Origin of the sequence: Bradyrhizobium sp. HKCCYLS1011 (assembly GCF_051167795.1) — a bacterium.
Taxonomy (GTDB): domain Bacteria; phylum Pseudomonadota; class Alphaproteobacteria; order Rhizobiales; family Xanthobacteraceae; genus Bradyrhizobium.
Window position 1 is genome coordinate 403,799 of sequence record NZ_JBNPTT010000002.1, and the last position, 12,840, is coordinate 416,638.

At 65.3% G+C, this 12,840-nt stretch carries 11 protein-coding genes; 7 read left to right on the forward strand and 4 right to left on the reverse strand.

The genetic code is table 11. From position 1 onward, the window contains the following. From ACQR1W_RS06440 to glpK, 5 genes are all read left to right on the forward strand, one after another. Positions 1–1,188, forward strand: a complete 1,188-nt coding sequence (locus ACQR1W_RS06440) for an acetyl-CoA C-acyltransferase (RefSeq protein ID WP_434850009.1) — start codon at positions 1–3, stop codon at positions 1,186–1,188. A 204-nt stretch (positions 1,189–1,392) separates the two neighbouring features. Beyond that, the gene (gene pimC / locus ACQR1W_RS06445) at positions 1,393–2,583 is read left to right on the forward strand and encodes a pimeloyl-CoA dehydrogenase large subunit (protein ID WP_008971975.1); all 1,191 of its coding nucleotides are present in this window, start codon (positions 1,393–1,395) and stop codon (positions 2,581–2,583) included. A 180-nt stretch (positions 2,584–2,763) separates the two neighbouring features. Beyond that, the gene (gene pimD / locus ACQR1W_RS06450) at positions 2,764–3,900 is read left to right on the forward strand and encodes a pimeloyl-CoA dehydrogenase small subunit (RefSeq protein WP_434850010.1); all 1,137 of its coding nucleotides are present in this window, start codon (positions 2,764–2,766) and stop codon (positions 3,898–3,900) included. A 176-nt stretch (positions 3,901–4,076) separates the two neighbouring features. Then, on the forward strand, positions 4,077–4,850 hold the full coding sequence (locus ACQR1W_RS06455; RefSeq protein WP_434850011.1) for an SDR family NAD(P)-dependent oxidoreductase: 774 nt from the start codon (positions 4,077–4,079) through the stop codon (positions 4,848–4,850). Positions 4,851–5,063: 213 nt separating this feature from the next. Beyond that, entirely contained in the window at positions 5,064–6,566 is a 1,503-nt protein-coding gene (glpK, locus tag ACQR1W_RS06460) for a glycerol kinase GlpK (RefSeq protein ID WP_434850012.1), read from the forward strand. A 267-nt stretch (positions 6,567–6,833) separates the two neighbouring features. On the opposite strand, the gene ACQR1W_RS06465 is transcribed toward glpK, so the two are convergent. Genes ACQR1W_RS06465 through ACQR1W_RS06475 form a run of 3 tightly spaced genes read right to left on the reverse strand, consistent with a single transcriptional unit; the run spans position 6,834 to position 9,732 of the window. Beyond that, positions 6,834–7,889 (reverse strand): HlyD family secretion protein, encoded by a 1,056-nt coding sequence (locus ACQR1W_RS06465; protein ID WP_434850013.1) that lies wholly within the window; start codon positions 7,887–7,889, stop codon positions 6,834–6,836. After that, a complete protein-coding gene (locus ACQR1W_RS06470) occupies positions 7,886–8,602 on the reverse strand; it encodes an ABC transporter ATP-binding protein (RefSeq protein WP_434850014.1) in 717 nt (238 codons plus the stop codon). Before ACQR1W_RS06470 ends, ACQR1W_RS06465 begins: the two co-directional genes overlap by 4 nt. Then, positions 8,599–9,732 (reverse strand): ABC transporter permease, encoded by a 1,134-nt coding sequence (locus ACQR1W_RS06475; protein WP_434850015.1) that lies wholly within the window; start codon positions 9,730–9,732, stop codon positions 8,599–8,601. Before ACQR1W_RS06475 ends, ACQR1W_RS06470 begins: the two co-directional genes overlap by 4 nt. 192 nt (positions 9,733–9,924) lie before the next feature. Here ACQR1W_RS06475 and ACQR1W_RS06480 point away from each other — a divergent pair, with 192 nt between their 5' ends. Together ACQR1W_RS06480 and ACQR1W_RS06485 are read left to right on the forward strand one after the other, a co-directional pair. Further along, on the forward strand, positions 9,925–11,124 hold the full coding sequence (locus tag ACQR1W_RS06480) for an acyltransferase family protein (protein WP_434850016.1): 1,200 nt from the start codon (positions 9,925–9,927) through the stop codon (positions 11,122–11,124). Positions 11,125–11,343: 219 nt separating this feature from the next. Next, entirely contained in the window at positions 11,344–11,976 is a 633-nt protein-coding gene (locus ACQR1W_RS06485) for a glutathione S-transferase family protein (RefSeq protein WP_434850017.1), read from the forward strand. A 69-nt stretch (positions 11,977–12,045) separates the two neighbouring features. Here ACQR1W_RS06485 and maiA read toward each other — a convergent pair whose 3' ends face one another. Then, positions 12,046–12,705 carry a maleylacetoacetate isomerase gene (maiA, locus tag ACQR1W_RS06490; protein ID WP_434850018.1) on the reverse strand — a complete coding sequence of 220 codons (660 nt, stop codon included), beginning with the start codon at positions 12,703–12,705 and terminating at the stop codon, positions 12,046–12,048. Positions 12,706–12,840: the final 135 nt, after the last annotated feature.

Below are 12,840 nucleotides of genomic sequence, written 5' to 3' on the forward strand. Positions count from 1 at the left end.
ATGACCGATGCCGTCATCGTTTCCACCGCCCGCACTCCGATCGGCAAGGCCTATCGCGGCGCGCTCAATGTCACCGAAGGCGCCACTCTGCTCGGCCACGCCATCGGCGAAGCCGTCAAGCGGGCCAAGATCGATCCGGCCGAGGTCGAGGACGTCGTGATGGGCGCGGCGCTGCAGCAGGGCGCCACCGGCGGCAACATCGCGCGCAAGGCGCTGCTCCGCGCCGGCCTGCCGGTCTCGGTCGGCGGCACCACGATCGATCGGCAATGCGCCTCCGGCCTGCAGGCCATCGCGCTCGCGGCGCGCTCGGTGATCTTCGACGGCGTCGAGATCGCGGTCGGCGGCGGGGGCGAGTCGATCTCGCTGGTGCAGAACGACAAGATGAACGGCTTCCATGCCCAGGACCCGGCGCTGCTGGAGATCAAGGGCGAGGTCTACATGCCGATGATCGACACCGCGGAGGTCGTCGCCAAGCGCTATGGCATTTCGCGCGAGCGGCAGGACGAATATTCGCTGGAGAGCCAACGGCGGGTCGCGGCCGCGCAGCAGGGCGGCAAGTTCAACGACGAGCTGGCGCCGATCACCACCAAGATGGCGGTGACCGACAAGGCGACCGGCAACGTCTCGTTCAAGGACGTCACGCTGTCGCAGGACGAGGGCCCGCGGCCCGAGACGACCGCAGAGGGTCTCGCCGGCCTGAAGCCGGTGCGCGGCGATGGCTTTTCCATCACCGCCGGCAATGCCAGCCAGCTCTCCGATGGCGCCTCGGCCTGCGTGATCATGAGCGACAAGGAAGCCGCTAAGCGCGGCCTGCAGCCGCTCGGCATCTTCCGCGGCTTCGTCGCGCATGGCTGCGAGCCGGACGAGATGGGCATCGGCCCGGTCTTCGCGGTGCCGCGGCTGCTCAAGCGCCACGGTCTCACCGTTGACGACATCGGCCTGTGGGAGCTGAACGAAGCCTTCGCGGTGCAGGTGATCTATTGCCGCGACAAGCTCGGCATCGACCCTGAGAAGATCAACGTCGATGGCGGCGCGATCGCGGTCGGCCATCCCTACGGCATGTCGGGCGCGCGCCTCACCGGCCACGCGCTGATCGAAGGCCGCCGCCGCAAGGCGAAGTATGCCGTGGTGACGATGTGCGTCGGCGGCGGCATGGGCGCGGCCGGCCTGTTCGAGGTGCTGCAGTAAAAAAACGGCTGTCGTCCCCGGCAAGCCCCGGCAGCGCGAAGCGCTGTCCGGAGCGCAGACCCGGGACCCATACCGCGTGATGTCGCTTGGGGCATTCTGGCAGATGCCTTTGCCCCGCAACGATGGCCGGTGGTTATGGGTCCCTGCGTTCGCAGGGACGACAGCTGAGCAAGACGAACTAATTCGACACACAAGGAGCATCCGATGGATCTCGCATTCACGAAGGAAGAGCAGGCGTTCCGCGAGGAAGTCCGGCAGTTCTTCAAGGACAACGTGCCGCCGGAGACCAGGCGCAAGCTGGTCGAGGGCCGTCATCTCAGCAAGGACGAGATGGTGACCTGGTGGCGCATCCTCAACAAGAAGGGCTGGGGCGTCTCGCACTGGCCGGTTGAATATGGCGGCACCGGCTGGAGCTCGGTGCAGCACTACATCTTCAACGAGGAGCTGCAGGCCTATCCGGCGCCGCAGCCGCTCGCCTTCGGCGTGTCGATGGTCGGTCCCGTGATCTACACCTTCGGCAACGAGGCGCAGAAGAAGCAGTATTTGCCGCGCATCGCCAGTGTCGACGACTGGTGGTGCCAGGGCTTCTCCGAGCCGGGCTCGGGCTCGGACCTCGCCTCGCTCAAGACCAAGGCCGAGCGCCGTGGCGACAAATACATCATCAACGGCCAGAAGACCTGGACCACGCTGGCGCAATATGCCGACATGATCTTCTGCCTGTGCCGCACCGATCCGGCGGCGAAGAAGCAGATGGGCATCTCCTTCATCGTGTTCAGCATGAAGTCGAAAGGCGTCACCGTGCGCCCGATCCAGACCATCGACGGTGGCCACGAGGTCAACGAGGTGTTTTTCGACGACGTCGAGGTGCCGGTCGAGAACCTCATCGGCGAGGAAAACAAGGGCTGGGACTATGCCAAATTCCTGCTCGGCAATGAGCGCACCGGCATTGCCCGCGTCGGCGTCTCCAAGGAGCGGCTGCGCCGCATCAAGGAGCTCGCCGCGAAAGTCGAGTCGGGCGGCCGGCCGATGCTGGAGGATCCCGCCTTCCGCGAGAAGCTGACGGCCTGTGAGATCGAGCTGAAGGCGCTGGAATTGACGCAGCTCCGCGTCGTCGCCGACGAGGGCAAGCACGGCAAGGGCAAGCCCAATCCGGCATCCTCCGTGCTGAAGATCAAGGGCTCGGAGATCCAGCAGACCACGACCGAGCTGCTGATGGAGGTGATCGGCCCGTTCGCCGCGCCTTACGACGTCCACGGCGACGACGATTCCAACGAGACCATGGATTGGACTGCGCAGATCGCGCCGAGCTACTTCAACAACCGCAAGGTCTCGATCTATGGCGGCTCGAACGAGATCCAGCGCAACATCATCTCGAAGGCGGTGCTGGGGCTGTGATGCTCCATCAACTCAGGAAGATGTCGTCCCCCGCGAAGGCGGGGGACCCAGTACGCCGCGGCGGTCGTGATCGATAACCGGCGCCGGTGTTTACTGGATCCCCGCTTTCGCGGGGATGACGGCGGAATGAATGGCGACAACTGCGGCACATCAGCGCCCGCGTTCTAGAGAGCAACTGACATGGATTTTGATCTCACCGAGGAGCAGCGGCTCCTCAAAGAAAGCGTCGACGGCCTGCTGGCCGATGCCTACGATTTCGACAGCCGCAAGAAATACATGGCGGAGAAGAGCGGCTGGAGCAAAGCGATCTGGTCCAAGCTCGCCGAACAGGGCCTGCTCGGCCTGCCGTTCTCGGAAGACGACGGCGGCTTCGGCGCTGGCGGCGTCGAGACCATGATCGTGATGGAGGCGATGGGGCGTGCACTGGTGCTCGAGCCGTATCTCGCCACGGTGGTGCTCGCCGGCGGCTTCCTGCGCCATGGCGCGTCAGACGTGCAAAAAGGCGTGCATGTTGCGGGCATCATTGACGGCAGCAAGACCTACGGCTTCGCGCAGCTCGAGAAGCAGTCGCGCTACGATCTGTTCGATGTCGCGACCTCGGCGAAAAAGAAGGGCGAAGGCTGGGTTCTCGACGGCGAGAAGTTCGTCGTGCTCAACGGCGACAGTGCCGACGCGCTCATCGTCACCGCGCGCACCAAGGGCGCGCAGCGCGACAAGAGCGGCATCGGTGTCTTCATCGTGCCGGCCGACGCGAAGGGCGTCACCCGGAAGGGCTATCCGACCCAGGACGGCCTGCGCGCCGCCGACATTACCTTCACCGGCGTCGAGGTCGGCGCCGCGATCGGCGACCCCGAGAATGGCCTGCCGCTGATCGAGCGCGTGGTGGATGAAGCCCGCGTCGCGCTCTGCGCCGAAGCCGTCGGCCTGATGGACGAATCCTTGAACACGACGGTCGAGTACATCAAGACCCGCAAGCAGTTCGGCGTCGCGATCGGCTCGTTCCAGGCGCTGCAGCACCGCGCGGCCGACATGTTTGTCGCGCTGGAGCAGGCGCGCTCGATGTCGATGTTCGCGACCATGGCCAGCGATTTCGAGGACGCGAAAGAGCGCGCCACGTCCATCGCCGCAGCCAAGGTGCAGATCGGCAAATCGGCCAAGTTCATCGGCCAGCAGTCGATCCAACTCCACGGCGGCATCGGCATGACCATGGAGGCCAAGATCGGCCACTACTTCAAGCGGCTGTCGATGATCGAGACCACGTTCGGCGACACCGACTATCACCTCCGCCGCGTCAGCGAGGCCGGCGGGGTGGTGTAAGTCTTTGTCTCGCGAGGCGGCCTCAACACACAGAGCGTTCGTCATGCCCCGCGAAGGCGGGGCATCCAGTATTCCAGAGACGCTGCGGTTCGATCGCAACCGCCGCGGCGTACTGGATCGCCCGGTCGAGCCGGGCGATGACTGCGGAGCAGGCGGGTACTGCGGAGGAAAAAACAATGAAGACCACCCCCTTCGATCTCGCCGGCCAGGTCGCCGTCATCACCGGCTCGAGCCGCGGCATCGGCCGCGCCTCGGCGGAGCTCTTGGCGCAGCTCGGCGCCAAGGTGGTGATCTCCAGCCGCAGGGCCGACGCCTGCGAGGAGGTGGCGGCCGGCATCCGCAAGGCCGGCGGCGATGCCCATGTCATCGCCTGCAACATCTCGCGCAGGCCTGAGGTCGACGCGCTGATCGACGGTGCGGTGAAGCACTACGGCAAGGTCGACATCCTCGTCTGCAACGCCGCGGTGAATCCCTATTATGGTCCGCTGCTCGACATCACCGACGAGGCCTTCGACAAGATCATGGCCTCGAACGTGAAGAGCAATCTCTGGCTCTGCGCCAAGGCGATCCCGCCAATGGCCGCGCGCGGCAAAGGCTCCGTCATCATCGTCTCCTCGATCGGGGGCTTGCGCGGCTCGACCGTGATCGGCGCCTACGGCATCTCCAAAGCGGCGGATTTCGCGCTGTGCCGCAGCCTCGCCGGCGAATGGGGCCCGAAAGGTGTGCGCATCAATTGCGTCGCGCCGGGCCTGATCAAGACCGACTTTGCCCGCGCGCTGTGGGAGGACGAGGCGCGCCTCAAGCAGCGCTGCGCCACCACGCCGCTGCGGCGCATCGGCGAGCCGCATGAGATCGCGGGTGCGGTGGCCTATCTCGCCTCCGATGCCTCGACCTTCATGACCGGCCAGACCATCGTGGTCGACGGCGGCGTGACCACGGCGGCGGTGTAGCTCCGCTGTCGTCCCGGCGAACGCCGGGACCCATAACCACTAGCCGTTGTTGTTACGACCAACGTCCGCGCACCATGCTTCAACCGAGGGTACAACGCGGTATGGGTCCCGGCGTTCGCCGGGACGACGGCGGAAGATATTGACCTTCCCGTTCCAATCCGCTTGCTTGGGCGCCCCACAACAGCCTTCCGGGATGAAACAAGGAGCGCAATCATGTCTTTCGTGCTGGCCGTCGACCAGGGCACCACGTCCTCGCGCGCCATGGTTTTTCGCTCCGACATCTCGATCGCGGCCGTGGCGCAGCAGGAATTCCCGCAGCATTTCCCGGCCTCCGGCTGGGTCGAGCACGAGCCCGAGGACATCTGGACCTCGACCATCATGACCTGCCGCGACGCGCTGGAGCGCGCCGGCCTGAAAGCCAAAGACGTCGCCGCGATCGGCATCACCAACCAGCGCGAGACCACCGTGGTGTGGGATCGCGCCACGGGTCAGGCGGTGCATCGCGCCATCGTCTGGCAGGACCGCCGTACCGCCGACATCTGCGCCAAGCTGAAGGGAGAGGGGCTCGAGCCGATCATCTCGCAGAAGACCGGCCTGATCATCGATCCCTATTTTTCCGGCACCAAGGTCGCCTGGATACTCGACCACGTGCCGGGCGCGCGCGAGCGCGCCGACCGCGGCGAGCTGATGTTCGGCACGGTCGACTGCTACCTGTTGTGGCGGCTCACCGGCGGCAAGGTGCACGCGACCGATGCCACCAACGCCTCGCGCACGCTGCTGTTCAACATCCACAGCGGCGAGTGGGATGATGAGCTCTTGAAGATCCTGCGCGTGCCGCGCTCGATGTTGCCGGAGGTGAAGGATTCCTCGGCCTATTTCGGTGAGGCCACGCCCGAGCTGTTCGGCGGCTCGATCGCGATCTGCGGCATCGCGGGCGACCAGCAGGCGGCCACCATCGGGCAGGCCTGCTTCACGCCGGGCATGATGAAATCGACCTACGGCACCGGCTGTTTCGCCCTGCTCAACACCGGCAGCACGCCGGTCAAGTCGAACAACAAGCTGCTCACCACCATCGCCTATCAGCTCGACGGCGTCAGAACCTATGCGCTGGAAGGCTCGATCTTCGTGGCGGGCTCGGCGGTGCAGTGGCTGCGCGACGGGCTCGGCATCATCAAGCACGCCGCCGAGACCGGGCCGCTCGCCGACAAATCGGATTCGCTGCAAAGCGTGTATCTCGTTCCCGCCTTCGTCGGCATGGGCGCGCCCTATTGGAATCCGCGCGTGCGTGGCGCGCTGTTCGGGCTTACTCGCAACACCGGCCCGGCCGAGCTGGCTCATGCCGTGCTGGAGAGCGTCTGCTACCAGACCTACGACCTCTGGGCGGCAATGCGCGCCGACTGGCCGGATGCCAGCGCCGCCACCATCGTGCTGCGCGTCGATGGCGGCATGACGGCATCGGACTGGACCATGCAGCGTCTCGCAGACTTGCTCGACGCGCCGGTCGATCGTCCCATGATCCAGGAGACCACCGCGCTCGGTGCAGCCTATCTCGCCGGCCTCAAGGCCGGCGTCTATCCCGAGCCGGAGAAATTCGCCGACAATTGGCGGCTGGAGCACCGCTTCAGGCCGGCGATGAGCGCCGCCACCCGCGCGCGCAAGCTCGCGGGCTGGGCTCGCGCGGTGAAAGGCGTGCTCGCGAGCGACGAGGGGGAGTAGGTCGCAATTCGTGAGATCGTGCGGCTTGCCCGGTGTGACCCTCTCGCCTTGTGGGAGAGGGTGAGACGCAGGAAGTAACTCAACTCTCTCGTGTCGCCCCTGCGAACGCAGGGGCCCATAACCACAGGGCCGTGTTGTCGCAGCCGCTGGGACTCCCAGTCTGCTTACCTACGCCGGCCTGGGCGTATGGGTCCCGGCTCTGCGCCCTTGCGGGCTTGGCCGGGACGACACTGGAATTGAGGCTGCATCATCGCTGCGCCAGTCGCATCACTGCGACGCGCTCTCCTTCTGGAAGTACACGTCGACCTTCATGCCGGTCACGAGCGGGCCGGGCTCGGTCAGGTCGACCAGCACCTCCACTACATCGACATCGGTCAGGCTGCGCTGCTGGCTGAGCGTTGAGTTGCGCCCCTGTTCGACCAGCGGCGCAACGGAGGCGACCTTGCCGGCCATATCGCGGCCGCGGAATGCGGCGGCGCGCACCACCACACTCTGTCCGGCCTTGATCTTGTCGATGTCGCGCTCGTCCGCTTCGGCACGCACGCGCAAGGCCGACATGTCGCCGAGCAGCGCCAGCGGCTGCGTCGCCGACGGCGCGGCCAGTTCGCCGCGCCTGGCATTGACCTGCAGGATGGTGCCGCCGATCGGCGCGCGGATCGTCAGTTTCTCCAAGCCGGCGCGCGCCGCCTCCAGGTTGGCGAGCGCCACGCTGTATTCGCCTTCCGAAACGGTCGGCAGCGGCGCCTCGTCCGTGGCGCGGCGCAGTTCGTCGCGTTGCTGCGACAGCCGCGTCTCGGCGCGGCCAAGGCCCGCGCGCGCCGCGTCCACATCCGCATTGGCCTTGCCGCTGCGCTTGTCGGCGATCACCTTGTCGACGAGCGCTTGCGCTTCGAACACGGCGGTCTCGGCATCAGCGACGGCATCCTCGGCGCGGCGCCGCGCGGATGATGACGATGGCGCATCCTTGTTGCGCACGCGCTTGCGCATATCGGCCTGAGCCTCCGCGGAGGCCAGCTGCGCCCGGGCCTCGCCGTCGTTCAACTGGACCAGCGGCTCGCCCGCCGCCACCGTGTCACCGGCCTTGACCAGCACCTTGCCGATCACCCCGATGATAGGCGCGGCAAGCTTGATGGCGCCGGACACCGGCTCGACCCGCCCCGGCGCCACGGCCAGCCACTGCTTGTCGTCGGCCTTCTCATCTGCGGCTTGCGCCGGAACGAGACATGCGCCGGCCAGCACGGCCGCAGCTACGGCGGCGAGGACCACGCGCGTCGGACGGGCGCGTCCGAGCTGCACTTCTGGAATGACCTTCGACATGGTCATGAGTTCGCGACTTTCCTGGCTGGATTGGCGGTCTCTTCCCGGACGATCCGGCCGTCCTCGATATGCACGATGCGATCGGCGAAGGGCAGTGTGCGGGGATCGTGAGTGACGACCAGTACGGCGCGGGACGGATCCTTGGCGATGCCGGCGAGCAGGCGCATGATGGCCTGTCCGTTCTCGGCATCGAGCGCGCCAGTCGGCTCGTCGGCGAGAATCGCGCTGGGCTTGCCCACGATCGCGCGCGCCACCGCGATGCGCTGCTGCTCGCCGCCGCTGAGCTCGAGCGGAAACGATTTGCGCTTGTGCGCGAGGCCGACCGTGGCGAGGACCTCGCGCGCTGCCTTGATGGCGCTGCGCGATCGCTCGCCTCGCACATCCAGCGCGAGCTGAATGTTCTCCTCGGCCGTCAGCGTCGGAAACAGGTGATAGGATTGGAAGATGAAGCCGATGTGGTCGCGCCTGAGCTTGGCCAGCATCTCCACATCGGCCTCGGCAATGGATTGACCGGCGACGCGGACGGTCCCTTCGGCCGGGCTCATCAGGCATCCCATGATCGACAGCAGCGTGGTCTTGCCGCTTCCCGATGGACCCATCAAGAGCACCAGCTCGCCGCCCCTCAGCGACAGGCTGACGCCCTTGAGCACCTGCACCCGCCCGGCACCATGGCCCAGGAAATGGACGATGTTATCGGCCTCGAGCAGCGCCGCGCTCATCGCGTGAACACCAGGGTCGGATCGATGCGGACGACCTTGGCGATCGCCGCGATCGCGGAGCCCACGCACATCACCAGCGTCAGGAGCAGCAGCGCCACGGTCAATGCCGGTGTCACCACCACCTGCAGCGCGGATTCGGCGGTCATCCTGGCGACGATTGCGCCGATGGCGGCGGCGCCGCTGAAGCCGATGATGGCGCTGAGCACGGCCTGCCAGATGATCACTTCGTAGATGTAACGGTCGGGCGATCCGATGGCGCGCAAGGTCGCAAACTCGTTCAGGTGGTCCTTGGTACTCGAATATAACGTTTGTGCGACGATAACGGTCCCGACGATGAAGCCGAGCAGGGCGCCCGCGAACAACGCGGCACCGGCGCCGGTGCCGAACAGCCAGAACGACCGGCTGCGGTTGCGAAACTCGCTTCCCGTCAGCACCTCGACGTCGGTAAGGCCCGCGCGCAGGTCCCGGCGCACCTGATCGACATCGGCATTCGGCGCGACACGCACCAGCAGATAGGATGCCTTGTTGGACGGCGTCCCCGTCGAGAGGCGGGCGCGATCGAGCTCAGTGAAGACATAAGGCGTGGTCGTGAACGAGCGGATGCCCTTGGTCACCGCGGCCACCTGGACGCTGCGGTCGCGGATTTCGGCCTTGTCGCCGGGGCCGCTGACTCCCAGCCGCGGGAGATAGGACTGCTCGACGGCAACGGCACCGGGAATCGCGAGGTCGTCGGTGCGGCCGGCGACAACGTTCCAGGGATGCAATCCCAATCCGTTGAGTTCAGACCCGACCATGAAGACTGGGGTCGTGGTGCGATTGGGCAGACGCCATTGCGCATAGCCGATCACGACAGAGGTCACCTCGGCGACGCCGCTTACGGCCAGCGCCCGAAACCGCTGGCGTTCGTCCAGCAACGAGGGATCCTCGAAACATTTGGTGCCGGCCGGGATGATCCAGAGATCGGCCCCGGCATGGTCGATCATGGTCGTGACCATCTGCCGGAAACCGACATAGAGGCCCATCTGCACCGTCACCAGAACGATGGAGAACACGATGCCGATGATCGTCGCAATGAAGCGCAAGCGGTCATGGAATAGGTTTCGGGAGGCCAGCCTGAATTTCAGCGACATGATCTAGTGTCCGATTCCGAAGTGTTCGTCATTTCCGCAGCGGCCTCTCAAGCGAACTTCGGATTTGAGCACACCAGTGCGGCCCGGTTCGGACATTCGCTTGACGGGCCCGCCGGGAAACTGAAGCGCATTTCTGAACCGCACGCCAGGAACCATCCTGATTTTGAACCATTTCATCTGCTTCGAGATCATATGTCCACGCCCGGCCTTGCTCTCAAGAATCTGCGGGTGATCGTCATCATCATCGTGGTGGCGGTGCACGCGGTGATGGCCTATCTCGGGTCATCGCCTGCATCCTCGTTCAACTTCGACGATCCGCCGTTTCGATGGCGAAGTATTCCGATTGTCGATCAGGAACGCTGGTACGGCTTCGACATCTTCTGCGCCTTTCAGGACATCTATCTCATATCGCTCCTGTTCTTTCTCTCCGGGGTGTTCGTCTGGCCGAGCCTGGCGCGCAGCGGTGCCCGCATCTTCCTGCGTGATCGGCTGCTTCGAATCGGCATACCCTTTGCGCTCACCGTGGGCCTGCTGATGCCTTTGGCATACTACCCGGTCTACCGCGTGACGGCGGTCGATCCAGGCCTTGCCGCGTTCTGGGAGCATTGGCTGGCTCTGCCGTTCTGGCCCTCCGGCCCGCCCTGGTTCTTATGGGTACTGTTGGTATTCGATTCCATCGCTGCCGGATTGTACCTGTTCGCGCGACCCTACGTTGACGCGCTCAGGTGTCGCGTCGGCGAATTGGGAGCCCGCCCGCTGCCGTTCCTGATCGCGCTGTTGTGCGCCTCCGCGCTCGCCTATGTGCCACCGGCTCTCGTTTTCAATCCGTGGGACTGGCTTCAGCTTGGACCCTTCTCGTTCCAGTACTGCCGGCCGCTGCATTACCTCGTCTATTTCTTCGCCGGAATTTGTGTCGGCGCCCCTGGCATCGAGCGCGGCCTGCTGGCTCCCGACGGCTGGCTCGTGCATCGCTGGGTTGCCGTGGGCGCCGCCGCATGTGTCGGTTTCCTGATCTGGCTCGGCATGGTTGGGCTCGCGATGACGAGCGATGGTGCGGCGCCGCGTGTTGTGCAGTTCGGACAGGCGCTTGGCTTCGTCGGCTGTTGCGCCGCCGCTGTGCTGTTCATGCTGGCGCTCGTCCTGCGTTTCGCCAACCGGCCGCTTCCCGCGCTCGAGCCTCTGCAGGACAAGACCTACGGCATCTATCTGGTCCACTATTTGTTCTCGATCTGGCTGCAATATGCGCTCCTCGGCTTTGCAATGCCGGCGATGGCAAAAGCCGTGATCGTGCTGGCCGGCACGCTGGCAATGAGCTGGGTGTCCGTCCTTGCCATCTACCGGATCCAGGCGATCGCCTGGATCCGCCGTCGCGTCCGCGTCTTGACGCGATAGCGTCCTCTGCCATTCCCATTAAAGGGGGCACGCTCGATCGCCGCAAAGGTGAAGATCGAGGGGCTTGATCGCTCGCGAATATATTGATCGCGAATATGGAGTGGCTGACCAGGTCGATCTCGGCGGCACCGAGGCCAGGTCCTTTGCAGCGGACCATCATGTAAGCGCTGGTGACATCATCGCCAATTGTCGCTTCAATGGGACCAGGAGGTGACGCCCATGTTCCTGATCGGCCAATACGACTCGCCGTTTGTTCGCCGCACCGCGATCGCGCTGAAGCTTTACGACCTCCCGTTCGAGCATCGGCCGTGGTCGACGTTCGGCGATGCCGAGACAATCGCGCAGTATAATCCGCTGCTTCGGGTGCCGGTGCTCGTGCTCGACAGCGGCGAGGCGCTGATCGATTCCGCTGCGATCCTCGATCATCTCGACGAGACCGTCGGGCCTGAGAAGGCGATGCTCGCAAGGAGCGGCGTCGACCGGCGGAAGCAGCTGCGCACCATCGCACTCGCCACCGGGCTCGGCGACAAGGCGGTCAGCCTGGTCTACGAGCGCGTGCTGCGCAAGGAGCAGCTCAAGCTGTGGGTCGAACGCTGCGAGACGCAGATCGCGGGCGTGCTTGCAGCGCTGGAGCAGGAGCGCGCGGCGGTCGCGACGCCCTGGTGGTATGGCGAGCGTATTGGCCACGCCGATATCGCGGTGGCCTGCGTGCTGCGCTTCACGACCGAGGCGCATCCACATCTGTTGGATGGCGCCCGCTATCCGGCGCTGGCGGCGCACGCCGCCCGCTGCGAGGCACTGCCGGTGTTCCGCGAGATCGTGCAGCCCCTGGCACCCCCGAGCGGCGATTGACGACATTCACCTTTCCCTGGAGGGGGCGCGGCCTCGCAACGCAGAAGTGCCGATTTCAGAACCGCCAGATTACGTCTTCCGCATCGCCGCCGGGGTATCCGGCTGCGCCAGCGGATGCGCTGCGGCGAAGGCCGGCAGCGCCATTGCAGTCTTGAAGATGCGCAGTGTGGTCGGGTAGGGGGCAAGGTCGATGCCTTGCGCCGTCGCGAACGTCACCAGGCCGACCATGCAGATGTCGGCAAATGTCGGGCTGTCGCCATGGGCGAAACGACCGGTCTCGCGCTCACGGGCGAGGCGGGCTTCCAGCGCGCGCAGGCTTTCTCCGGCCCAATGTCGCAACCAGGCCGTCTTCTGTTCGGGTGCAAGCTTCAATTCCTCCGTGAGATATTGCTGCACGCGCGGTACGATCAGCGGATGCATGTCGCCGGCGACCATCGCTGCCAGCGCGCGGACACGCGCGCGGCCGACCGTATCCTCCGGCAGCAGCTTCGGCACGGAAAAGGTTTCTTCGAGATATTCGAGGATTGCCAGCGATTGCGTCAGCACCGTCCCGTCGTCCAGCACCAGCGCCGGCAGCGCCATCTGCGGATTGATGTCGGCGTAGTCGTTGCCGCGGTGCTCGCTCTTGTCGATGTCGACGAAGACGACGTCATGCGGCACGTTTTTCAGGTTCAGCGCGATGCGGACCCGAAAACTCGCCAGCGATCGCCAGAAGGAATAGAATTTCATTTTGATACTCGCTCCGTCTCACCTTTCCGATGGCGGTAGAGGGTATGCGAGTTGGTCGCTAGCTGCGATGACAAGTCGAATCTTGCGGGACAAATTGGTTCACTTTTACTTGGCCGAGCCACACACGCGGTGTCG